This window comes from Arthrobacter sp. 10N410 (assembly GCF_056394945.1).
On sequence record NZ_JBFTIP010000010.1, the window covers coordinates 68,227 to 88,629 of the forward strand.

Below are 20,403 nucleotides of genomic sequence, written 5' to 3' on the forward strand. Positions count from 1 at the left end.
CGGGGAGGGCCGTTTCGGTGCAGCTCGTGTGCCGTGCTCGTTGCCGGGCTGTGCTTTTGCCGGGCCGTGCGCGGGCCTACGCCTCCAGGACCACCGGGATGATCATGGGCTTGCGGCGCAGCTTGCGGTTGACCCAGGTACCGACGACGCGGCGGACAACCTGCTGGAGCTGCTGCGAGGTGTGGTCCCGGTTCTGCACGGCTTCCTCGAGTGCGGCGTTGATCTTGGGGATGATCTCGTCGAAAACGGAATCGTCCTCGGCCACGCCGCGGGCGTGGATCTCCGGCCCGGAGACCACCTTGCCGGTTGCACGGTGGATGACCGTGATGATCGAGATGAAGCCCTCGTCGCCCAGGGTCTGGCGGTCCTTGAGGTCCGCTTCGGTGACTTCGCCGACGCTGGAGCCGTCAACGTAGACAAAGCCGACCTCGACCTGGCCGACGACGTCGGCCTGGTGGTCGCGGAGGTCGATGACGGTGCCGTTGTCCGCCAGCAGGATGCTTTCCTCCGGGACGCCCGACTCGAGGGCGATCTTGCCGTTGGCGATCAGGTGGCGCGTCTCGCCGTGCACCGGCATCGCGTTGAGCGGCTCAAGGATGTTGTAGCAGTAGAGAAGCTCGCCCGCGGCCGCGTGGCCGGAGACGTGTACCTTGGCGTTGCCCTTGTGGATGACGTCCGCGCCGAGCTTGAGCAGGCCGTTGATGATGCGGAAGACGGCGTTTTCGTTGCCCGGGATGAGGCTGGACGCGAGGATCACGGTGTCGCCTTGGCCGACGATGACGCGGTGGTCGCCGTTCGCCATGCGGGACAGCGCCGCCATCGGCTCGCCCTGGGAGCCGGTGGACATCAGGACCACGCGGTTATCCGGCAGGTTGTCGATGTTCTTGATGTCGACGAGGATGCCCGCCGGCACCTCGAGGTAGCCGAGCTTGGCGGCGATGGCCATGTTGCGGACCATGGAGCGGCCGACGAAGGCCACCTTGCGGTTGTGGTTCGCGGCGGCGTCGAGGACCTGCTGGACGCGGTGCACGTGCGAGGAGAACGACGCCACGATGATGCGCTTGGACGCCTGGCCGAAGAGCCGGTCCAGGGTGGGGCCGATTTCCTTTTCCGCGGTGGTGAAGCCGGGGACGTCGGCGTTCGTGGAGTCGGACATGAACAGATCCACGCCTTCTTCGCCGAGCTTGGCGAAGTGGCGCAGGTCGGTGATCCGGCCGTCGAGGGGAAGCTGGTCCATCTTGAAGTCGCCGGTGTGCAGCACGGTGCCGCCGGAGGTGCGCAGGAAGACGGCGAGGGCGTCCGGGATCGAGTGGTTGACGGCTACGAATTCGCACTCGAAGGGGCCGAGCTTCTGGACCTGGCCCTCACTCACGATCTGGGTGTTCGGCTTGATCCGGTGTTCCAGGAGCTTCGCCTCGATCAGGGCCAGCGTCAACTGCGAGCCGACGATGGGGATGTCGTTGCGCAGGCGCAGCAGGTACGGGACGGCACCAATGTGGTCCTCGTGGCCGTGCGTGAGGATGACGGCGACGATGTCGTCCATGCGGTTCTCGATGTAGGAGAAATCGGGCAGGATCAGGTCAACGCCGGGCTGGGTCTCTTCCGGGAAGAGGACGCCGCAGTCAACGATGAGCAGCTTGCCGTCGATTTCGAAGACAGTCATGTTGCGGCCAATCTCCCCGAGGCCGCCAAGCGGAACGATCCGCAGGGTGTTCTTGGGCAGTTTCGGCGGCGTGACGAGGCCGGGAAGGGCGGTTTGGGTCATAGTGCACTACTTTCCAGGCGGAGCAGGAGGGATCTTCTGTTCGATCAGGCAGGGCCGGATCAGGAGAAGACGAGTCCTGCTTCCGCCAAGTCCTCGCGGATCGTTTCGATCTCGGCTTCGCCCGGCTCCACGAGGGGCAAACGGACAACCGAGTTGGGCAGGACTCCCTGCCACTTAAGAACTTGCTTCGCAGCAACAGCACCCTGGATATGGGTCATCACTGCACGGACCACTGGGTCCAGTTCGAAATGTATGGTGCGGGCGGTGGCAAAATCGCCTGCAAGTGCTGCATCGATCATCGCACGGAACTGCTTGGTGGCCACGTGCGCCGAGACGCTGACCAGCCCGACGGCGCCGGCCGCCATCCACGGCAGGGTCAGCCCGTCGTCTCCGGAGTAGACATCCAGTTCGGTGTTCGCCATCACGCGCGTGACCGCGGCGAAGTCGGCCTTGGCGTCCTTGAGGGCGATGACGCGGGGGTGGTCCGCGAGCCGGATCATGGTCTCGGGCAGGATCGGCACACCGGCACGGCCCGGGATGTCGTAGACCATGACGGGCAGGTCCGCGGCGTCGGCGACGGCCTCGATGTGGGCCTGGATCCCGGCCTGGCTTGGCTTGTTGTAGTAGGGGGTGACGATCAGCTGGCCTTGCGCGCCGGCCTTGGCGGCCCGCTTGGCCATCTCGATCGAGTGCGAGGTGTGGTTGGTGCCGGTGCCGGCGATGACCTTGGCCCGGTCCCCCACGGCCTCGACGATGACGCGGAACAGCTTTTCCTTTTCGTCATCTTCCAGCGTGGAGGTTTCACCCGTGGTGCCGGAGATTACGAGGGCGTCGTTGCCGTCGTCGACGAGCTTGTTGGCCAGCTCTGCGGACTGCTGATAGTCGACCTCACCGTCGTTGGTGAACGGAGTGACCATGGCGGTCACAAGGGTTCCAAACGTGTAAGAGCGAATGTCAGAGTCAGCCATAGGAAAAACGTTACCTTGTCCGTGGCTTGTTAGGACAATGGCGACGGAGTGATGCGCGTCAAATTCAGCCCTCCCGCGCCGCGTCTGCCGGGGTTCCGGGACGCCCCGGGGGAACGGCGCAGTAGCGGCTCACAGCCTCCTCGCGCAACGCCTCAGCCCAGGCCGAGAGCCGCTGCGCGGCACGGACGTAGTGGAACAGCTCCGTAGGGGTGAGCGCCTCGAGGTCGGTCTCGGCGAGCCGGCGGGCCAGTTCGGCGCCGGGCGCCTGGGCGGACAGGGCCGTCCCTTCACGATGCCACTGGACGTCTTCGGCGGCCTCCCCCGCGACCAGGCGCCGGAAGAGGAAATCCACCACACCCGGGCTCATGGCCTTGAGGACGCCGGTGGTATCTACGGCGCCAGCTGCCTTGAGAGGAGCGGCAGTCTGGTGGAAACCGGCAGTCTGATGGAAACCGGCCATCTGGTGGAAACCGGCAGTCTGGCGGACTTCGGGGCCCGGCTCTGATGCATTGTTCATGCTGGCCATGTTATTCGAACATATATTCGAATACAAGGACTGCTTTGCCGCTGTACCCGAACAGCCGCCCCGGCCGGCGCAGCCCCGGCGACGGGCCGGGGCCGGCGGCACATGAGACGATCAGAAGATGACCTCGCGCGGTATGGCTACGACTTCAAGGACCGCCAGTGCCAAGGCGGCGGCGCCCCGGCTTACCGGCGTCGACGCAGCCCGGGGGCTGGCGCTGCTGGGCATGATGGCGACCCACGTGCTCCCCACCTTCGAAACCGATCCGCAGCTCACCCCCACCTGGATCGGCCTCACGTTCTCCGGCCGCGCGGCCGCACTCTTTGCCGTGCTCGCGGGGATCGGCCTGGCGCTGTCCACCGGAAAGGAGCGCCCGCTGGAGGGCGCGGAGTTATGGGCGGCCCGCCGCGGCATAGCGCTCCGGGCACTCGTCGTGGGCGCCGTCGGGCTTTCCCTCGGCGGCCTGGAGGTCAACATCGCGGTCATCCTGGTCAACTACGCCCTGCTGTTTCTCTGTGTGCTGCCGTTCGTCGGCCTCCGCGCGAAACGCCTCTGGGCCCTGACGGCGGCCTGGTTGCTGGCAACCCCGGTCCTGGCCTATCTCCTGCGGCCATGGCTGTTGTCCGCCGAACCGCCCCTCCGGCTCGGCCACAACCCCGGCTGGGAGGATCTGGCCACTCCGGCGCGGCTGCTCGGCGACGTGTTCCTGACCGGGTACTACCCTGTGCTGCAATGGCTCGCCTACCTGCTGATCGGCCTGGCGATCGGTCGGCTGGCGCTGGCCAAGGCGGCCGTTCCCTGGCTGCTGCTGGCCGCCGGAACCATCGCCGCGGTTCTCGCCAAGTGGCTGAGCGTGGTGCTGATGGAGGACTGGGGCGGCCGGGCGGCGCTGCAGGAGAAGGTGGGCGATCCGGCCTATCCGCTGGCGAGCCTGCTGCAGGTGAACCTCGCGGGCATCGACCAGTCTGGTTCCGTCTGGTGGCTGGCGTCGAGCGCCCCGCATTCTGGCACCACGCTGGACCTGCTGCACACCTCTGGGGTCGCCGCCGCGGTGGTGGGTTTCTGCCTGCTGTTGGCACGGCTCGCCGACTGGGTGCAGTTGGACCCGCTGCTCCCGCTCCGCGGCGCCGGCGCCCTGACCCTGAGTCTGTATACGGCGCATGTGTGCCTGATGGCGTCCCTGCACGGACACCCACTACCCGCCGGGTGGAGCACGGAAGGCGTTTACTTGGCCCAGGCGGTCGCCGCGCTGGTCATTGGCGGCGTTTTCGCGGCACAGGCCTGGCGCGGACCGCTGGAATGGGTGGGCCACGCCGCGAACCAGCTGGGCCGCGGCCGCTGGGCACGGTCACGCTAGGCCCGGGAAACGGCTAGCCGCCGTCGTCCGCCGGCCGAAAGCGACCCGCCAAGGTCCGCCCGGCTAGGCGCCGGTGTCCGGTGACCCGGCGCGGAAGAGGCGGACGGCGTCGCGCATCGAGGCGCGGGCGCGCTTGCGGTCCCCCGCGGCGTCGTAGGCGCAGCTGAGCCGGAACCAGGAACGCCAGTCCCCCGGGGCGGCCTCGGCTTCCGCCCGGTATTTCTCGAACTCCAGATCCGCAGCCTCGCGGATGATCCGGCCGGCAGGCGTGCGCGGCAGGGTGTCCTCCGGCAGGCCGCCTTCGGCTTCCAGGATCTTGGCCAGCCGCTCGGTCCGGGCCCCGAACAAGAGCTCCCGTACCAGCGCCCAGGCCCCGACGATCGGCAGCAGCAGATAGGCCAGACCGAGGGCCTTCGCCACCATGTTCGAATCGGAAAGCAGCAGCACCGAGCGCTGCAGGGACACCACCAGGTAGAACACCAGCAGGAGCGTCACCGCGCCCACCCAGATCTTGGTGCGGTTGGCTTTGAAGGACGCCAGGAGGTTGGCCATCAGAGGCCCAGATCCAGGTAGCCGTCCAGGCCTACGGTGAGCCCCGGGTGCGCCGCGACGTTGCGCACCCCCAGCAGGACGCCGGGCATGAAGGAGGCACGGTCGAAGGAGTCGTGGCGGAAGGTCAACTGCTCCCCCGGCCCGCCCAGCAGGACCTCCTGGTGCGCCACGAGGCCGCGCAGCCGGACGCTGTGGACGCGGACGCCGTCGACCTCGCAGCCGCGCGCGCCAGGGCGTTCGCTGGTGGTGGCATCCGGGCTGGACGCGACGCCGGCGCCGGCGCGCTCGGCGGCGATCAGCTGGGCGGTGCGGACGGCGGTGCCGGAGGGGGCGTCCACCTTCTCCGGGTGGTGCAGTTCAATGATTTCAACCGATTCGAAATAGCGGGACGCCTTCGCGGCGAACGCGGACGCCAGGACCGAGCCGAGGGCGAAGTTCGGGGCGATGAGGACGCCAACGCCGGGCTGGCCCGCGAGGTTCGCTTCCAGCCGTGCCAGCCGTTCCGCGTCCCAGCCGGTGGTGCCGACCACGGCGTGCATGCCGTGTTCGACGGCGAAGCGGACGTTCGCTTCGGTGCTCTCGGGCACGGTCAGGTCGATCACGATGCGGGCGCCGGAGTCCACCAGGGCGTCGAGGGAGTCGCCGCGGCCCAGGGCGGCGACGAGCTTCAAGTCTTCGGCGGTTTCCACGGCTTTGACGGCCTCGGCGCCCATGCGCCCGTTGGCGCCCAGGACGGCGACGGCGAGTTGTTCGGTCATGGCATCAACCCTACCGCCGTGGCGCTTCCCGGCTGGAACCGGGACCCGTGCATTACCCGCCCCGACCGCGGCTCCTACCCGCCCGCGCCCACCCACTCGACGGTGCCGTCGGCGAAGAATTGTTCCTTCCAGATCGGAACCTGCTCCTTGATCCGGTCCACCAGTTCGGCGCAGACCGCGAAGGCTTGTCCGCGGTGCGCCGCGGAGACGGCGCAGACCAGGGCGGGATCGCCGATCTCCAGCGGGCCGGTCCGGTGCGCGGCCCAGATCCGGACCGGCTGGCCCGGCTGGCCGGGCTGGCCCGACCCGGCCGCCGACTGCTCGGCAACGAGTTGCGCGACGACGTCGGCCAGCACCTGGTGTGCCGTGGGATGGGCGCTGTAGCTGAGCCGCTGCACGGGCTTGCCGCCGTCGTGGTTGCGGACGACGCCGCTGAAGCTCACCACGGCTCCGGCCGTGTCCGATTCGACCGCCGCGATGGCCTGGTCCACCGAGATGGGCTCGGCGCTGAGGACGGCGTGCACGATTTCAAAGGCGGATTCAGTGTCCATGGCTGCCTTCCAGCTGGTCGCAGAGGTGTCCGATGATCGGGTCCAGCACGCCCAGGCCGTCCATGACGCCCTTCGGGGATCCGGGGAGGTTGACGATGAAGGTGCTGCCGGCGGCGCCGGCGTGGCCGCGGCTCAGCATGGCGGTCGGCGTCTTGGCCGTGCCCGCGCTCCGCAGGCCTTCCATGATGCCGGGGATCTCCCGGTCCAGCAGCGGCAGCGTCTGTTCCGGGGTGGCGTCGGTGGGGCTGAGGCCGGTGCCCCCGCTGGTGATGATGACGGCGGGGTGCTGGGTCAGCAGCGCCCGCAGGGCTGCACCGACGGGCTCGCCGTCGGGAACTACCAGCGCGGGAAACGTCTCGAAGCCGTGTTCGGTCAGCCAGTCGACGATGACGGGGCCGGTGAGATCTTCATAGACCCCGGCCGCGGCGCGGGTGGAGGCGATCACGATGCCGGCCTTCCGGCCGGTGGCTTCGCCGTGGCGGTGCGGTTCGGTGCTGCTCACAGTGTCCAGTCCCCGCTCTTGCCGCCGCTTTTGGCCAGCACCTTGATGTCCGTCAGGACTGCATGCTTGTCCACGGCCTTGATCATGTCGTACACGCTCAGGGCCGCCACGGAGACAGCGGTGAGGGCTTCCATCTCCACCCCGGTCACACCGCGGGTCTTGACCGTGGCGAACACGGTGACGGACTCGGCTGCGAGCTCAAAATCGACAGTCACCTTGGTGATCGGCAGCGGGTGGCAGAGCGGAATCAGGTCCGGGGTCTTCTTGGCAGCCAGGATTCCGGCGACCCGCGCGACGGCCAGCGCATCCCCCTTGGGCAATTCACCTGCACCGAGCAGGGCCAGGACCTCCGCGGTGCTGTTGACCGTGGCGGTGGCGGTGGCCTCCCGCGTGGTCTCGGCCTTGTTGGACACGTCGACCATCTGCGCGGTGCCGTCCTGCCGGAGATGGGTCAGCACGGGCTTGTCTGGGGTATCTGCTTCGTTCACAGCATCCATACTTCCACCTCATCGCCCTCGGCGAGCGCCGCGGTTCCCACCGGAAGCTGAACGAGGGCATTGGAGTGTGCCAGGGCGTGCACCAGATGGGATCCCGCGCCGCCTTCCAAGCGGACGGTGCCGTCCGCGCCGAGGGTGCCGCGCCGGACCTGGTGCTTGGCCCCGGGGGAAGTCAGTGCTTCGGCCAGCCGGGCCCGGACCACGGTCCGCGGCGCCGGCGAGCCGAACAGTTCGGCCAGCACGGGCCGCAGGAACATTTCGAAGGAGACGAGGCAACTGACCGGGTTCCCCGGGAAGCCGAGGACCGGCACGCCCTCGAAGGTGCCGATGCCCTGCGGGCCGCCCGGCTGCATGGCCACGCCGCCGAACTCGACGTCGTGGCCCGCCAGTGCCTGCCGGACCACCTCGTACGCGCCCTTGCTGACTCCCCCGGTGGTAATGATCAGATCCACCTCGGCCGCGTGCCGGCGCAGCAGGGATGCCAGCTCCTCGGGGTCGTCGGCGGAGATGCCGGTGCGGGTGACGTGGAGGCCGGCCTGGCGGAGGGCGGACTCGAGCAAGGTGCCGTTCGCGTCGTAGATCTTGCCGGGCTGCAGCGGGCTGCCCGGTTCCACCACCTCATCGCCGGTCGTCACCAGCAAGACCCTCGGAACGGCGTGCACCGGCACCTGGCTCAGGCCCAACGCGGCCAGCAGTCCCAGCTGGCCGGGGCCCAGGAAGGTTCCGGCGGCCAGGGCTGGCTGCCCGGCGGCAATGTCGCTGCCGGCGTCGCGGACGAAGGTGCCCGCCGGGGTCGCGGGCAGCCGGACGGTGGCGGCTTCCCCGGCGGCGGGGAAGGAATCCGGAACGGCCTGCTCAATGGGCACGACGGCGTCTGCCCCGGCCGGGATCATGGCTCCGGTCATGATGGGCGCGGCTGTGCCGGGGGCCAGTCCGGCGGGCTGTGCGCCGGCCGGGACGGGATCCGCGACGCGCAGTTCGGCGCCGCCGTCGGGCACGTCGGCGCTGCGGATGGCAAAGCCGTCCATCTGCGAGTTGGCGAACGGCGGGAGGTCCAGCGGGGCAGTGATCCCGAGGGCCAGTCCGCGGCCCAGCGCCTCCCGGAGCGGCACGGTGTCGACGCGGGCGGAGAGCGGCGCCAGCAGCGCCCGGACCTTGTCCCGGTGGGCTTCCACGGTTACGGGCCTGTTGGCGGTGCGGCGCATACGTTGTTGACCTTTGGCTCGGCTGGCTAGGACTTCACGTCCACTGTAACGGTGTGGTAGCCGGTGGCCCCGCTGGGCGCCACCGGGGCGCGCTCCTCCGCCTGCGGGACGCCGTCGAGGTCGGTGGCGCGGACCTGCACCTCGTACTGTCCCGGGCCCAGCGGCAGGGAGAGCTTCCACTGGCGCCAGGTGTCTGTGGAGATCGCGGGTGCCAGTTCGGCCTGCTTCCACTCACCACGGTTCAGCCGCACTTCCACCTTGCCGATGCCGCGGTGCTGGGCCCAGGCCACGCCCCCGAAGTCCACCGTCCCCGCGTTCACGCTCCGGCCGGCCCGCGGCACGTCGATCCGCGACGATGTCTTGATCGGTCCGCGCTCGCTCCAGCCCCGCGGGGTCCAGTAGGCGACGTCGTCCGCGAACCGGGTGATCTTCAGTTCGGTGACCCACTTGGTCGCCGAGACGTAGCCGTAGAGCCCCGGCACGACGAGCCGGACCGGGAAGCCGTGCTCGAGCGGCAGCGGCTCCCCGTTCATGCCCACCGCCAGCAGTGCGTCCCGGGTGTCCGTGAGCACCTCCAGCGGCGTGCCGGCGGTCCAGCCGTCCGCGCTGCGGGAGAGCACCATGTCCGCTCCCGGTTTCGGCCCGGCCTGCGCCAGCAGTTCCCGGACGGGCCAGCCGAGCCAGCGCGCGTTGCCGATCAGGTCACCGCCCACCTCGTTGGAGACGCAGGCGATGGTGATGTACCGCTCGGTCAGGGGCTTGGCCAGCAGGGTGTCGAAGTCCAGCTCGATCTCGTGGTCCACCAGGCCGGTGACTTTGAGCTTCCATTCGTGCGGATCCACGAGCGGGACACGCAGGGCGGTGTCGATCCGGTAGAAGTCCTTGTTCGGGGTGACCAGGGGGTCCAGTCCCGCCAGGGACAGCTCGGCTCCGGCGGGTATCGGCTGCGCACGGGACGCCGGGCCGGGCAGGACCAGCCTGCCGCGCAGCTCCACGACGGCCGCCGCCGCGCCGCGCAACGTAGACGCAAGCACCCCGCCCACGCCCGCGATCGCCGCCGTAACCGCAAGGGACTGCAGGAAGCGGCGGCGGGCAGGGCGGCCGGCCGGTTCGTGCCTGGTGACCTCGGCCGGTTCGCCATCTGCGGCGCCTGCCTCAGCGGGGCCTTCCGCTGCGGGGCCTTCCGCTGCGGGGCCGGCGTCGAACCAGTCCTTGAGCCGGCGGATTAGCCACCGCAGCAGCACCATGCCCAGCGCGGCGGCCAGCAGCGGGACGGGAACGGCATTGGCGCTCCCCTCGGCCCGGGTCAGCACGGCCGCGACGCCCACCAGGCCGAAGACGGCGATCACGGCCAGCCCGGCGAAGCGGCGGCGCCATTCCAGCACCCCGGCCAGTGCGGCCAGCGCCGCGATCACCAGCGCTATCCCGCCGAGCAGGGCCAGCTTGTCGGCCGTGCCGAAGAGCGAGATGGCCCAGTCCTTGACGCCCGGCGGGACGGCGTCGATCACCGCGCCGCCGACCGCCGTGACCGGCGAAACCGAGGGGCTGAGCAGCCCGGCCGCGAGTTCGCCCAGGACGACGCCGGCCCCGACGGCGGCCACCCCGGCAGCGGCGGCCCACCACGGGGTGCGCCGCGGGGCGGGCTGCGGCGTTCCGCTGGGGGCCGAAGATGGAACGGTCTGGGACGTGTTCACGCTTCCAGCATAAGTTCGCAGGCGTCAGTTCGTTGGCTCCGGGGCGTGATGCCTGGCCCGCAGTGGCGTAGCCTGACTTTATGAGTGTTCAGCTTGGCATGCCCCAGCCCCGTGCGGAAAGCGGCCCCGGCCCGAACGTACCGGCGCCGCAGCCGGCCGGGCGCCCGGCCGGAATGGCTCCCGGGCTGGTGGACCGGTACGGCCGCCGCGCCACCGACATGCGGCTCTCGCTGACGGACAAATGCAACCTCCGCTGCAGCTACTGCATGCCGGCCGAAGGCCTCGAATGGCTGTCCAAGCAGGCCGTCATGACGGCGGAGGAAATCGTGCGGATCGTGCGTATCGGCGTCGAACAGCTGGGGGTCCGCGAACTCCGGCTCACCGGCGGCGAACCGCTGGTCAGGGCGGACTTGCTGGACATCATTTCGGCCCTTCGCCAGGCGCACCCGGACCTGCCGATCTCGATGACCACGAACGCCGTGGGGCTGGACAAGAAGGCCGCCGGGCTGAAGGCAGCCGGGCTGACCCGGATCAACGTCTCCCTGGACTCGCTGCACGAGGAAACCTTCACCCAGCTGACCCGGCGCCCGTTCCTGGGCCGAGTCCTCGCCGGTGTCGACGCCGCCTGGGCCGCCGGCCTGGGGCCCGTGAAGCTCAACGCCGTGCTGATGCGCGGCATCAACGACGCCGAGTCCCCCGCGCTGCTCGCCTGGGCCCTGGGCCGCGGCTACGAACTGCGGTTCATCGAACAGATGCCGCTCGACGCCGACCACGGCTGGACCCGCCGGAACATGATCACGGCCGCGGAGATCCGGGACCTGCTCTCCGTCGACTACGTGCTCAGCGCCGATCCGCGGGAGCGCGACGGTGCCCCGGCCGAGCGATTCGAAGTCCGCGCCCGCGTGCCGGGCACGGACCAGGCCACCGGCCCGGTGCTGGGCACCGTGGGGATCATCGCCTCGGTCACCGAACCGTTCTGCGCGGACTGCCGCCGCACCCGGATCACCGCGGAGGGCAAAATCATGAGCTGCCTCTTCTCCCGCGAGGAGACCGACCTGCTGGGGCTGCTGCGCGGCGGTGCCAGCGACGCACAGCTCGCCGAGCGCTGGCAGGATGCCATGTGGCTCAAGCCCAAGGCCCACGGCATGGACCACGTCGGACTGGACGCCCCGGACTTCGTCCAGCCGGACCGCAGCATGAGCGCCATCGGAGGCTGAACCACCCGTGAACGTACGCTACTTCGCTGCCGCGCGCGCTGCCGCCGGCATGGACGAGGAAAAGTTCGAGCTGCCCGTCGGCGCCACGCTGGCCACCCTGGTCGAGGCGGTCCTCGCCGTCGAACGCCCAGAGCCGCCCGCCGGCACGCCGCCGCTGGCACGCATCCTCTCCCGCTCCAGCTTCCTGCTCAACGAGGTGGCTGTCCGTAATACTACCGCCGTCCTGGGCCCGGACGACGTCGTCGACGTGCTGCCGCCCTTCGCCGGCGGCTAGGCGCGCCCCACCTGGTCATCACTGTCCGTCAGCTGCTGCCGCAGCCGGAGGCGACACGGCCGCCGCTCCAAGGGCCAGCCCTAGCAGGGCGCCCCGGCTCCGTACACCGCAGGCCAAGAAGAGTGCCTTGAAAAGGTCCTGCACGGTATAGGGGCGGATCTGCAGTGCGGCTGCCAGCTCGGAGGTACTGAGGCCGCCCGCGGAGAGCCCCAGCAGCCGGTGCTGCTGCGGCGTCAGGGCAAAGCAGCGCGCGAACGCTTCCAGCCGGTCCGCCGCCGGGCATTCCTGGATGGTCACCGCGAGCGAAGGCGTTGCCCCCGTCCCGGGGTCCATCCGGCTGGAGCGCAAAAGAGCCCAGCCGCCGCGCCCCACCGGTACGCGGGACATCGCCGGGTGGTCGTCCACTCCGGCTTCCTCCGCCAGGAGTTGGGCGGCGACATTCAGGACCTCGGCGGGGATCCCTTCGTAGGGCCGGGGCCCGCGTTGCAGCAGCCCCAGCCAGTCGGCGGCCGAAGCCGTCTGGCCCCGCACGGCGAGCCGCTCGTCGAGGACGAGCACGGCCTGGGGCGGCAAGGGCTTAGCGACGCCCGCCCGGGCCGCGGCACCGACGTCGACGCCCTGCCGCCATTGTGCCGCCCGGCTCCGCCGCAGGCCTGCTGCCACCAGCGGAGCCGCCGTGGCCAGGAAATCGGTCTCCGGCTCGGAAAACGCGCCTTCATCGTCGCCTCGCCACAAGTCGAGCCAGCCCCAGCACCCTTGTTTATCGGCGAATACCACGGACAGCACGTCCGTCACGCCGTAGCGCCTCAGTAGCCCATTCCAGAGCCGGCTCCGCGCCGGCTGCCCTCCCGTGGCCAGCAGCAGGGTCGTCGCCGGCCGGCGCTGACCCATCAAGGAGGTCCAGCGGGCATCCGCCGTCAGGTATTTAAGCCGGATCAGTTCGGGCAGTTCTTCCGGGCAGGGAATCCTGGCCATCGGCGAGATACCGGTGGCCGACTCCGGGTCTGACAAGGGCCAGGCATAGGCGCTGAATGGCACAGTCCTTCCGAGTTCAGCCAGTAATCCCCGGCGCAGCTCATGGTCATCCAGCACGTCCCGGCAGAGGTTGCCGATGCGTTCCAGACTCCGGCTCAGCGCCCAGCTGGTGGTCATGACATCAGTATGTACCTTGGGCATCGCCTTCTGAATCGACCGGCTCAAGGGCGCTCCGGACCCCGGCGCGGCCCTGGCCGCCCTCCCAGATATCTGGGATACCGCGGGCCGGCCCGCGGCTCCTACCGTGGAATATCCCGCAGCCACAGAAGAGACGTAAGGAGGACTCGAGATGTACACCTTGCAGATTGAGCACAAGATCAAGGATTTCGACCTGTGGAAGACAGCGTTCGACCGTGACCCTGTCAACCGTGCCGAGTCGGGGGTTACCGCGCACCGCATCAGCCGGCCGGTGGACGATCCGCAGTATGTAGTGGTGGAGCTCGATTTCGGGCAGCGGGTCCAGGCGGAAGCCCTGCTCGCCAGGTTGCAGGAACGTGTCTGGAATTCGCCCGCTGCGGCCCCGGCACTGCAGGGGACTCCAATAACCCGGATCCTCGAGTCCGCCGGCTGAGGAGCGGTGCCGCCCTTCGCCGGCGGCTAGGCGCCGTCCACAGGCTCCCTCAACTGCCGGCCAGGGCCTCCCGCACGCTTTCGGCCACGGCCGCGGCGCCGGCCTCGCCCATCACGATCGTGTAATGGTTGACATCCGGCACCTCCCGGACCCGCAGGGACGGCAGCTTCGCGGCCCAGTCGTCCAGGTAGCCGGGCGCGTAAAGGGCGGCCGGCTCGTTCAGCAGCCCGCGCGGCGCCCGGAGGACCTCGGTGTCCACGGCGAGTTCGTCCAGCGCCTTGAGTAGCGAGGCGCCCCGGTGCAGTTCCGCGGTGTCCTCGGCCATCGCCTGATAGCGCGTGGCGGGCCGCAGTTCCGGCTCCTCGCCGGTGAGGTCGTAGTCAACGTAGGCTTCCACGAGCGGCCCCCAGCCGGCGCTGAACGCCGGGTGCTGCCGCCAGAAGGAGCGGTACACCTCGCGGCTAGGGAACGTGGCGTTGAGGCGCTCGGCAGCCGGGCCGAGCACCGAGGAGATGAGCTGCTCGTCGGAAATCCCCTCCGGGACCTGGAGCGGCAGTCCGCCGTCCACCAGCACCAGGGAGCGGACGCGCTCCGGGAACAGGTTCGCCAGGACGACCGAGGCGAAGGCGCCCATCGAATGCCCCACGACGACGACCGGCCCCGGGGCCAGCGCCGCCAGCACCGCGGCGAGATCCTCCGCGTGCGAGGGCATCCCGTACGGGGCGGGCAAGTTGTTGCTGCGGCCGCGTCCGCGCAGGTCCGGGGCGATGATCCGGACCTCCGGCAGCGCCTCGGCCAGGTACGGCCAGGCCTTGTGCGAGGCGGTGACCCCATGGACGGCGAGGATGGTCGGGGCGTCGGGATCGTCCGGGCCCCAGATGGCGGTGTGCAGCGTGCCGCCGCGGACCTCCACTTCGGCGGTGCGGTACGTGTCCTTGCTGGCTGTCTGGGTCATGGGGCTGTCCCTTCCTGGGGCGGTGTGGGGTTCGCGGCCGTTCCTGGCGCGGAACCGGGCGAGGGCGCAAGGGCCCGTTCGATGAACTGCATCATCTCCTCGAAGACTTCTTCGGGTACGTCGGGCCGGGCCCCGGTGGCGGGTTCGGCACCCTCCTCGTCCCAAAGGACCCAGCGCATCCCGATCAGCTCACCGATGCCCATCAGGGCCCAGGCCGCGACGGTGGGGTCCATCTCCCGGACCTCGCCGCTGAGCTGGGCCGCTTTCAGGCCCTCGATGTAGCCGTTCACGACCCGGGTGTAGTGCAGACGCAGCGCGCCGGGCGAGACGAACTCGGCCTGCCGGATGATCCGGTACAGGGCGGGGTGCTGCGCGGTGAAGCGGAAGAAGGCCCGGAAGCCGGCCCGTTCCGCCTCGAGCCGGGTACCTGCGCTCTTGGCCGCATCGGTCATGGCGTGCCGGACGCGCCGGTTCAGGTCCTCGACCACTTCGTCGAAGATGGCCTGTTTGCCGTCAAAGTACAGGTAAAACGTGCCGAGGCCGACGCCGGCCGCCTCCGTGATCTTGACGATCGAGGCTTCGTGGTAGCCCACTGAGGCGAAGACCGACTCCGCGGCCTCGAGCAGCTTGGCCCGGGTGCGGGTGCCGCGGGCGGTGCGCGGCGCGGCGCTCATGCCCGTCCCCCTGCCGCGGAGCCGCGACCGGCCAGTTCCTGGCGCAGCTTGGCGCGGAGTACCTTGTTCAGTGCGGTGCGTGGCAGCGCTGGGACCAGCTCGATCCGGGCCGGGACCTTGAAGCGGGCCAGCTGGGATGCGCAGTGTTCCAGCAGCTCCTGCTCGTCGGTGGCCATCCCGGGACGGACCACGACGAAGCCCATGCCGCTTTCGCCCCAGCGTGCGTCCTCCACCCCGACGACGGCGGCCTGCGCCACCGCCGGGTGGCCCAGCAGGGCGGCCTCGACCTCCGCCGGGGCCACGTTCTCGCCGCCGGAGATGTAGATGTCCTTGAGCCGGTCCACGACTTTGATGTACCCCTCGGCGTCGCGCTCCACCAGGTCGCCGGTGCGCAGCCAGCCGCCGGCGAGGACGGCAGCCGTGGCGGCGGGATCGCGGAAGTAGCCGGCAAATACGCCCGGGCCCCCGACCAGCAGCTCGCCGCTGGCGGCGCCGTCGAGGATTTCTCCGGTGACCGGGTCCGCCACGGCGACGGCGACGTGCGGATACGGCTTGCCGGAGTAGCCCACCATCCGTTCGGCGTCCTCATTCGGCAGGCACAGCACATTGGGCGAGGCCTCCGTCAGGCCGTAGCCCTGGCTCAGGGCCACTCCCCGGCGGTGCCAGATCCGCAGCAGCGGCGCCGGCATCGGCGCCCCACCCACCACGGCGTGGCGCAGGCTGCCGAGTTCGGCCCGGGCAAAGTCCGGGTGCTCGGCCAGCATCAGGTACTGGGTGGGGACACCCATCAGCATGGTCACGCCCCGCTCGGCGATAAGCTGCAGCACGCGGCCCGGATCGAACCCGCGTTCCAGCACCACGGTGGCGCCGACCCACCACGCCAGCAGCGGCTGGATGTTCCAGCCGCCCACATGGAACTGCGGGAGCACGGCCAGCACCACGTCATTGCTGCCCATGTCCAGGGTCCGCGAGAGCGAGAGGTTGTTCCAGAAACAGTTGGCGTGGGTCAGGACGGCGGCCTTGCTGGCCCCCTCGGTGCCGGAGGTGAAAATCATCAGCAGGGCGTCGTCGTCGCGCACGTCCCGGCGTGGCGCGCCGGCGTCGGCCGAGGGCGCCGGCCGCACGCGCGAGGGCAGCGGGACGGCCCTTTCGACGCCGCCGGGGCCCAGGGCAGCGGTCCGCGGCCGGTGCGGCAGCAGTGCGCACGCCGCCGCGGCGAGCGAGTCGAGCTCGCCTTCCACCAGCAGCAGCTGGGGCTCGGCGAGTTCGAGCTGCGCCGCGAGTTCCCGGGGCGAGAGCCGCCAGGACAGCGGGACCAGGACCAGTCCGGCCTTGGCACAGGCAAAGAAGGCCACCACATGGTCCGAGCTGTTGCCGGTGAGGCTCGCGATCCGGTCCCCGATCGCGTAACCGGCGGCACGGAACCCGGCAGCAAGAGCCGAGGCACGGCGTTCCAGCTCGCTGTAGAGCAGGGTGCAGCCGCGGTCGTCGATGGCGACCCGGTGCGGCGTGGAAAGGCTGCGGTCGGTGGTCCAGCGGCCCAGGGTGTGCAGGCCGTCGGCCTGGTTCGGACCGGTCGGGTTGCTCATGCAGCGTCCTCCAGGATGTTTTGGGGCGTCTCGATACCGCTGCTGCCGGCACGGGTGCCCCTGCGGCGCTGCGCCAGCCGCTCGGCGGTTCCGGCGAGGCCGCCGGGGAGGAAGAGCACCACCAGGATGAAGAGCGTGCCGAGGATGAACAACGGTTCTGACAACGGTACCCGCAGGATGTCCGGAAGGGATTTCACGGCCTCGGAGTTGGCGAGTGTCGTAAGCCGCTGGTCGAGGATGGTGTAGAACACGCCACCGACCACAGCGCCCCAGCGCGAGCCCACGCCGCCCAGGACCACCATCACCAGCAGCATGATGGTGAGGTCCGAGGAGATGGCCCGCGGCACGGCCCCGCTTTGCAGCAGCAGGAAGACCATGCCGATCACGCAGACCAGGATCGCGGAGAGAACGAAGATCAGCAGCTTCACGAGGTATGGCTGCAGGCCCAGGACCCGGACGCGCAGTTCGTTTTCGCGCACGGCGGCCGCGGTGTGACCGGCCCGGGAGGACTGCACCCAGGTGACGATGACGAACACGGCAACCAGCACGGCCAGTGCCAGCCAGTACAGGTTGCGGGTGTTGACCACGCCCACCAGGAAGTCCGGCAGGTTGTCGGTGCGCAGCGTCATACCCTCGTCGCCGCCGGTCCGGCCGTCGGGGTTACGGCCGACGATCACCGAGCCGGCCTGGGCGAACGCGAGCGTGACCATGGCGAAGGGGATGCCGCTGACGCGCAGGCTGATGCTGCCCACCACGTGGGCCAGTACGACCACTATCAGCAGCGTGAGCCCCATGGCCGGCAGCAGCGGGATGTCCAGGTTCTGCAGAATGATCGCCAGGCCATAGACCCCGGCGCCGAAGTAGAGCGCGTGCCCGAAGGACAGCAGCCCGGCAACGCCGAGGAGCAGGTGGTAGGTCAGGGCGGCGGCTGCCATCAGCATGCACATGGCCAGCAACTGCAGGGACCCGGGCGTGTAGCTGGGGCCGGGCAGCACGCCTGGCAGGGAGATGTTCAGCAGCGGGAGCAGGACCAGGAGCAGCACTCCGGCTGCGCCCGCGGCCCGCGCTGCGAGGCGGCGGCCCGCGGGGACGGGGCGTGCGCCGTCGGAAGGGGTGCGGGGTCCTCCCTGCGCGGCGGCTTTCCGGCTCCGGCGGGCGTCGGCGCCGTCGGCCGCCGGCTGTCCTGTGTTGGTGCCGTCGATGTTGGTGCCGTCGGTGCTGTTGGGGTCAGTTTCGGTGGTCATGCGGTTCTCCCAAGCAGGCCGGTGGGACGGAACAGCAGCACGAGGGCCAGCGCCAGTACGACGACGAAGTCACCGGTGCCGCCGAGGTAGAAGTTGGCGAACTGCTGCAGGATAGCGACGGCGACGGCGGCGATGGCCGCGCCGGTCAGTGAGCCGAGGCCGCCGATCACCGTGACGATGAAGGCGAAGATCAGCAGCGAGCCGCCGAGCATCGGTGAGACGTAGCCGAAGTAGTGCGAGGCGAGAACCCCACCGAGGCCCGCCGCCGCCCCGCCGATGGTGAAGACGAGGGTGAAGGCCTTGCGGACGTCGATGCCGAGGGCGGTGACCATGGACCGGTTTTCGACGCCTGCGCGGATGATCATGCCGTAGCGGGTCTTTTTGAGGAATAACACCAGCGCCAGCAGCACTAACAGGGCGGCGATGATGCAGACGAAACGGTCGTTGGGGACCCGCGCGCCAAGGATGTCGGTAGTGTCCTTGAACCACGCAGGGCCCTGGATGTACACCGGGTCGGTTCCCCACGTGCCGTCAAACAGCGCGACGGCGGCGAGGGACAGGCCCAGCGTGACGAGCACCTGCTCGATGTGGCGCTGGTAGAGCCTGCGGATCAGGACGAACTCGGTGAACGCGGCAAACGCAGCGCCGGCGGCGGCCCCGACGACGAGTGACAGCAGGAAGATTCCCCAGTTGTCAGAGCCGGCGCGGCGGGCCATTTCCCAGCCGGTAAAGGCACCCAGGGTCAGGAAGGCGCCGTGCGCGAAGTTCAGCACCCCCATTAGCCCGTAGATCAGGGACAGGCCGGCAGCAACGAGGAAGTACAGTGCACCAAGGCCGAGGCCGGTGAACAACAGCAGGACGAGGGTGCTCACAGGGCAGCGCCTTTCTCGGCGGGGTCCGCGGCGGGTTCCATGGCGGGGTCCATGGCGGGGTCCCGGTGAGACGCGGTCTCGCTGGAGACACCCAGATGCCGTTGGATCAGCACCGCGTCATCGAGGAAGTCGAGGGCGCGGCCGGTGTGGACCACGCGTCCGCCGGAGAGCACGACGGCGCCCTCGGCCAGCTGGCGGACCACGTGGAGGTTTTGCTCGACGAGCAGGATCGGGACGGTCCTGGCTGCCTCGGCCAGGGTCTCCGCCACCTCACCGACGATCTTGGGCGCGAGGCCCTTGGTGGGCTCGTCGACCAGCAGGATCTTGTTGGTGTTCAGCAGGGCCCGTGCCAGCGAGACCATCTGCTGCTGGCCGCCGGACAGCGTCCCGGCCATCTGGGCGGAGCGCGCCAGCAGGTCCGGGAAGAGTTCCTCTACCAGTTGCCGGCGCGGGGCGGCATCGCGTTCGGCGAGCCGGAGGTTCTCCGCGACCGTCAGCCCGGAAAAGACCTCACGGTCCTCCGGGACGTAACCAACACCGCGCTGAATGATCTTGAAGGTCGCTTCCTTCTCTATCCGTTCGCCGGCCAGTTCGACAATGCCCGCGCGGTCGATCAGGCCGATGATGGCCTTGATGGTGCTGGTTTTCCCGACGCCGTTGCGGCCCAGCAATGCGGTGATTCCGGTCGCGGGGACGGTGAAGGACACATCCTCCACCACCTGCTGCCCGGCGATCCTGGCATTGAGGCCCTCGACCCGCAGGATGGGCGGGGCTTCGGCGGCGGGGCGTTCGGTGGCGGGGCTCATACGGGTTCTCCGAGGTAGGCGCTTTGCACGGTGGGATCGGCCATAACGGCGGCCGGGCTGTCCAGGGCCAACAGGCTGCCGTGGTGCATCACGGCCACCCTGTCCACCAGGCCCAGCACGACGTCCATGTGGTGCTCGACCATCATCACGGTGCAGCCGCGGTCCCGGTGCATTCCCCGGATGATCGCGGTGAGGGACGGGACGTCCCCCGACGCCACCCCGGCCATCGGTTCGTCGAGCAGGACGACGGCGGGATCCGTCGCCAGCAGTACGGCGATTTCGACCTTGCGCTTCTCGCCGTGCGAGAGGTCCCCCGCCGCCGTCGTGAGTTTGCCGGTGAGGCCGACCTCCGCGATGGTGCCCCGCGCGATCCGGGTGGCCTCGTCCGACGCCGACGGAAAGCGCAGAACGCTGAAGCTGCCGCCCAGTTTCGCCTGGGCCGCGAGCCGGACGTTCTCCAGCACGCTCAGCCGGGGAAACAGGTTGGAGGTCTGGAAGGTCCGTCCCAGCCCTGCCTTGGCCCGGCGGTGGATAGGCGCGGCCGTGATCTCCCTGCCGTTCAGCGTAATGCTGCCCGCGGTGGGCCGCAGCACGCCGGAGATCAGGTTGAACAAGGTGGTCTTGCCGGCCCCGTTGGGGCCGATGACGCCGATCATCTCGCCGGCGCCGACGGCGAAGCCCACATCCTGGAGGATGCGCGCACCGCCGATCTGCAGACCAAGGCCATCCACCGCAAGGGCGGGCAGGGCTGGGGTTGTCATACGGTTCCTTCGTTTCTCGCGGTCTGGTCCGGG

Annotated in this window: 22 protein-coding genes; 4 read left to right on the forward strand and 18 right to left on the reverse strand. The window is 69.7% G+C overall.

The genetic code is table 11. The features are described from left to right. Positions 1 to 76 precede the first annotated feature (76 nt). From AC1DB8_RS16225 to AC1DB8_RS16235, 3 genes are all read right to left on the reverse strand, one after another. Complete coding sequence (locus AC1DB8_RS16225; protein ID WP_476893593.1) at positions 77 to 1,765, reverse strand: ribonuclease J; 1,689 nt, start codon at positions 1,763 to 1,765, stop codon at positions 77 to 79. 59 nt (positions 1,766 to 1,824) lie between these two features. Further along, the gene (gene dapA / locus AC1DB8_RS16230; protein WP_476893594.1) at positions 1,825 to 2,733 is read right to left on the reverse strand and encodes a 4-hydroxy-tetrahydrodipicolinate synthase; all 909 of its coding nucleotides are present in this window, start codon (positions 2,731 to 2,733) and stop codon (positions 1,825 to 1,827) included. A 64-nt stretch (positions 2,734 to 2,797) separates the two neighbouring features. Continuing rightward, a complete protein-coding gene (locus tag AC1DB8_RS16235; RefSeq protein WP_476893595.1) occupies positions 2,798 to 3,250 on the reverse strand; it encodes a hypothetical protein in 453 nt (150 codons plus the stop codon). 127 nt (positions 3,251 to 3,377) lie between these two features. On the opposite strand from AC1DB8_RS16235, the gene AC1DB8_RS16240 reads away from it, so the two are divergent. After that, positions 3,378 to 4,613 carry a heparan-alpha-glucosaminide N-acetyltransferase domain-containing protein gene (locus AC1DB8_RS16240; RefSeq protein ID WP_476893596.1) on the forward strand — a complete coding sequence of 412 codons (1,236 nt, stop codon included), beginning with the start codon at positions 3,378 to 3,380 and terminating at the stop codon, positions 4,611 to 4,613. A gap of 63 nt (positions 4,614 to 4,676) precedes the next feature. Here AC1DB8_RS16240 and AC1DB8_RS16245 read toward each other — a convergent pair whose 3' ends face one another. The 7 genes from AC1DB8_RS16245 to AC1DB8_RS16275 form a co-directional block, all read right to left on the reverse strand. Then, positions 4,677 to 5,165 carry a hypothetical protein gene (locus AC1DB8_RS16245; RefSeq protein WP_476893597.1) on the reverse strand — a complete coding sequence of 163 codons (489 nt, stop codon included), beginning with the start codon at positions 5,163 to 5,165 and terminating at the stop codon, positions 4,677 to 4,679. Beyond that, complete coding sequence (gene dapB / locus AC1DB8_RS16250) at positions 5,165 to 5,923, reverse strand: 4-hydroxy-tetrahydrodipicolinate reductase (RefSeq protein ID WP_441419393.1); 759 nt, start codon at positions 5,921 to 5,923, stop codon at positions 5,165 to 5,167. Before dapB ends, AC1DB8_RS16245 begins: the two co-directional genes overlap by 1 nt. A gap of 74 nt (positions 5,924 to 5,997) precedes the next feature. Further along, positions 5,998 to 6,474 carry a molybdenum cofactor biosynthesis protein MoaE gene (locus AC1DB8_RS16255; RefSeq protein ID WP_476893598.1) on the reverse strand — a complete coding sequence of 159 codons (477 nt, stop codon included), beginning with the start codon at positions 6,472 to 6,474 and terminating at the stop codon, positions 5,998 to 6,000. Then, positions 6,464 to 6,976 carry a MogA/MoaB family molybdenum cofactor biosynthesis protein gene (locus tag AC1DB8_RS16260; RefSeq protein WP_441419391.1) on the reverse strand — a complete coding sequence of 171 codons (513 nt, stop codon included), beginning with the start codon at positions 6,974 to 6,976 and terminating at the stop codon, positions 6,464 to 6,466. Before AC1DB8_RS16260 ends, AC1DB8_RS16255 begins: the two co-directional genes overlap by 11 nt. Beyond that, positions 6,973 to 7,473, reverse strand: coding sequence for a cyclic pyranopterin monophosphate synthase MoaC (gene moaC, locus AC1DB8_RS16265; RefSeq protein ID WP_441419390.1), 501 nt, complete (start codon positions 7,471 to 7,473; stop codon positions 6,973 to 6,975). Before moaC ends, AC1DB8_RS16260 begins: the two co-directional genes overlap by 4 nt. Further along, the gene (locus tag AC1DB8_RS16270) at positions 7,461 to 8,678 is read right to left on the reverse strand and encodes a molybdopterin molybdotransferase MoeA (RefSeq protein WP_476893599.1); all 1,218 of its coding nucleotides are present in this window, start codon (positions 8,676 to 8,678) and stop codon (positions 7,461 to 7,463) included. Before AC1DB8_RS16270 ends, moaC begins: the two co-directional genes overlap by 13 nt. 26 nt (positions 8,679 to 8,704) lie before the next feature. Continuing rightward, the gene (locus tag AC1DB8_RS16275) at positions 8,705 to 10,372 is read right to left on the reverse strand and encodes a molybdopterin-dependent oxidoreductase (RefSeq protein ID WP_476893600.1); all 1,668 of its coding nucleotides are present in this window, start codon (positions 10,370 to 10,372) and stop codon (positions 8,705 to 8,707) included. An 80-nt stretch (positions 10,373 to 10,452) separates the two neighbouring features. On the opposite strand from AC1DB8_RS16275, the gene moaA reads away from it, so the two are divergent. Both moaA and AC1DB8_RS16285 read left to right on the forward strand, forming a co-directional pair. Next, positions 10,453 to 11,589, forward strand: coding sequence for a GTP 3',8-cyclase MoaA (gene moaA / locus AC1DB8_RS16280; protein WP_441419388.1), 1,137 nt, complete (start codon positions 10,453 to 10,455; stop codon positions 11,587 to 11,589). A gap of 7 nt (positions 11,590 to 11,596) precedes the next feature. After that, positions 11,597 to 11,863: a MoaD/ThiS family protein gene (locus tag AC1DB8_RS16285; protein ID WP_476893601.1), complete on the forward strand. Its 267-nt coding sequence runs from the start codon at positions 11,597 to 11,599 to the stop codon at positions 11,861 to 11,863. A gap of 18 nt (positions 11,864 to 11,881) precedes the next feature. On the opposite strand, the gene AC1DB8_RS16290 is transcribed toward AC1DB8_RS16285, so the two are convergent. Then, positions 11,882 to 13,015 (reverse strand): helix-turn-helix transcriptional regulator, encoded by a 1,134-nt coding sequence (locus AC1DB8_RS16290; protein ID WP_476893602.1) that lies wholly within the window; start codon positions 13,013 to 13,015, stop codon positions 11,882 to 11,884. Positions 13,016 to 13,187: 172 nt separating this feature from the next. Here AC1DB8_RS16290 and AC1DB8_RS16295 point away from each other — a divergent pair, with 172 nt between their 5' ends. Further along, positions 13,188 to 13,469: a hypothetical protein gene (locus tag AC1DB8_RS16295; protein WP_476893603.1), complete on the forward strand. Its 282-nt coding sequence runs from the start codon at positions 13,188 to 13,190 to the stop codon at positions 13,467 to 13,469. A gap of 49 nt (positions 13,470 to 13,518) precedes the next feature. On the opposite strand, the gene AC1DB8_RS16300 is transcribed toward AC1DB8_RS16295, so the two are convergent. From AC1DB8_RS16300 to AC1DB8_RS16330, 7 genes are read right to left on the reverse strand one after another with little or no spacing between them, the layout of a single operon-like run. Then, positions 13,519 to 14,424: an alpha/beta hydrolase gene (locus AC1DB8_RS16300; protein ID WP_476893604.1), complete on the reverse strand. Its 906-nt coding sequence runs from the start codon at positions 14,422 to 14,424 to the stop codon at positions 13,519 to 13,521. Next, complete coding sequence (locus AC1DB8_RS16305; protein WP_441419383.1) at positions 14,421 to 15,098, reverse strand: TetR/AcrR family transcriptional regulator; 678 nt, start codon at positions 15,096 to 15,098, stop codon at positions 14,421 to 14,423. Before AC1DB8_RS16305 ends, AC1DB8_RS16300 begins: the two co-directional genes overlap by 4 nt. Further along, positions 15,095 to 16,687: a class I adenylate-forming enzyme family protein gene (locus AC1DB8_RS16310; RefSeq protein WP_476893605.1), complete on the reverse strand. Its 1,593-nt coding sequence runs from the start codon at positions 16,685 to 16,687 to the stop codon at positions 15,095 to 15,097. Before AC1DB8_RS16310 ends, AC1DB8_RS16305 begins: the two co-directional genes overlap by 4 nt. After that, positions 16,684 to 17,931, reverse strand: a complete 1,248-nt coding sequence (locus AC1DB8_RS16315; RefSeq protein WP_476893606.1) for a branched-chain amino acid ABC transporter permease — start codon at positions 17,929 to 17,931, stop codon at positions 16,684 to 16,686. Before AC1DB8_RS16315 ends, AC1DB8_RS16310 begins: the two co-directional genes overlap by 4 nt. Next, on the reverse strand, positions 17,928 to 18,803 hold the full coding sequence (locus AC1DB8_RS16320) for a branched-chain amino acid ABC transporter permease (RefSeq protein WP_476893607.1): 876 nt from the start codon (positions 18,801 to 18,803) through the stop codon (positions 17,928 to 17,930). Before AC1DB8_RS16320 ends, AC1DB8_RS16315 begins: the two co-directional genes overlap by 4 nt. Continuing rightward, positions 18,800 to 19,609, reverse strand: a complete 810-nt coding sequence (locus AC1DB8_RS16325; protein ID WP_476893608.1) for an ABC transporter ATP-binding protein — start codon at positions 19,607 to 19,609, stop codon at positions 18,800 to 18,802. Before AC1DB8_RS16325 ends, AC1DB8_RS16320 begins: the two co-directional genes overlap by 4 nt. Further along, positions 19,606 to 20,370 carry an ABC transporter ATP-binding protein gene (locus AC1DB8_RS16330; RefSeq protein WP_476893609.1) on the reverse strand — a complete coding sequence of 255 codons (765 nt, stop codon included), beginning with the start codon at positions 20,368 to 20,370 and terminating at the stop codon, positions 19,606 to 19,608. The genes AC1DB8_RS16325 and AC1DB8_RS16330 overlap by 4 nt, the downstream gene beginning before the upstream one ends. Between the last annotated feature and the right edge of the window lie 33 nt (positions 20,371 to 20,403).

Coding starts and splice junctions, on each gene's coding strand:
- AC1DB8_RS16290 (WP_476893602.1), bottom strand. CDS start 13,015: ATGACCACCAGCTGGGCGCTGAGCCGGAGTCTGGAACGCATCGGCAAC.
- AC1DB8_RS16330 (WP_476893609.1), bottom strand. CDS start 20,370: ATGACAACCCCAGCCCTGCCCGCCCTTGCGGTGGATGGCCTTGGTCTG.
- AC1DB8_RS16245 (WP_476893597.1), bottom strand. CDS start 5,165: ATGGCCAACCTCCTGGCGTCCTTCAAAGCCAACCGCACCAAGATCTGG.
- AC1DB8_RS16300 (WP_476893604.1), bottom strand. CDS start 14,424: ATGACCCAGACAGCCAGCAAGGACACGTACCGCACCGCCGAAGTGGAG.
- moaA (WP_441419388.1), top strand. CDS start 10,453: ATGAGTGTTCAGCTTGGCATGCCCCAGCCCCGTGCGGAAAGCGGCCCC.
- AC1DB8_RS16305 (WP_441419383.1), bottom strand. CDS start 15,098: ATGAGCGCCGCGCCGCGCACCGCCCGCGGCACCCGCACCCGGGCCAAG.
- AC1DB8_RS16315 (WP_476893606.1), bottom strand. CDS start 17,931: ATGACCACCGAAACTGACCCCAACAGCACCGACGGCACCAACATCGAC.
- AC1DB8_RS16270 (WP_476893599.1), bottom strand. CDS start 8,678: ATGCGCCGCACCGCCAACAGGCCCGTAACCGTGGAAGCCCACCGGGAC.
- AC1DB8_RS16240 (WP_476893596.1), top strand. CDS start 3,378: ATGACCTCGCGCGGTATGGCTACGACTTCAAGGACCGCCAGTGCCAAG.
- AC1DB8_RS16225 (WP_476893593.1), bottom strand. CDS start 1,765: ATGACCCAAACCGCCCTTCCCGGCCTCGTCACGCCGCCGAAACTGCCC.
- dapA (WP_476893594.1), bottom strand. CDS start 2,733: ATGGCTGACTCTGACATTCGCTCTTACACGTTTGGAACCCTTGTGACC.
- AC1DB8_RS16295 (WP_476893603.1), top strand. CDS start 13,188: ATGTACACCTTGCAGATTGAGCACAAGATCAAGGATTTCGACCTGTGG.
- dapB (WP_441419393.1), bottom strand. CDS start 5,923: ATGACCGAACAACTCGCCGTCGCCGTCCTGGGCGCCAACGGGCGCATG.
- moaC (WP_441419390.1), bottom strand. CDS start 7,473: ATGGATGCTGTGAACGAAGCAGATACCCCAGACAAGCCCGTGCTGACC.
- AC1DB8_RS16255 (WP_476893598.1), bottom strand. CDS start 6,474: ATGGACACTGAATCCGCCTTTGAAATCGTGCACGCCGTCCTCAGCGCC.
- AC1DB8_RS16310 (WP_476893605.1), bottom strand. CDS start 16,687: ATGAGCAACCCGACCGGTCCGAACCAGGCCGACGGCCTGCACACCCTG.
- AC1DB8_RS16235 (WP_476893595.1), bottom strand. CDS start 3,250: ATGAACAATGCATCAGAGCCGGGCCCCGAAGTCCGCCAGACTGCCGGT.
- AC1DB8_RS16325 (WP_476893608.1), bottom strand. CDS start 19,609: ATGAGCCCCGCCACCGAACGCCCCGCCGCCGAAGCCCCGCCCATCCTG.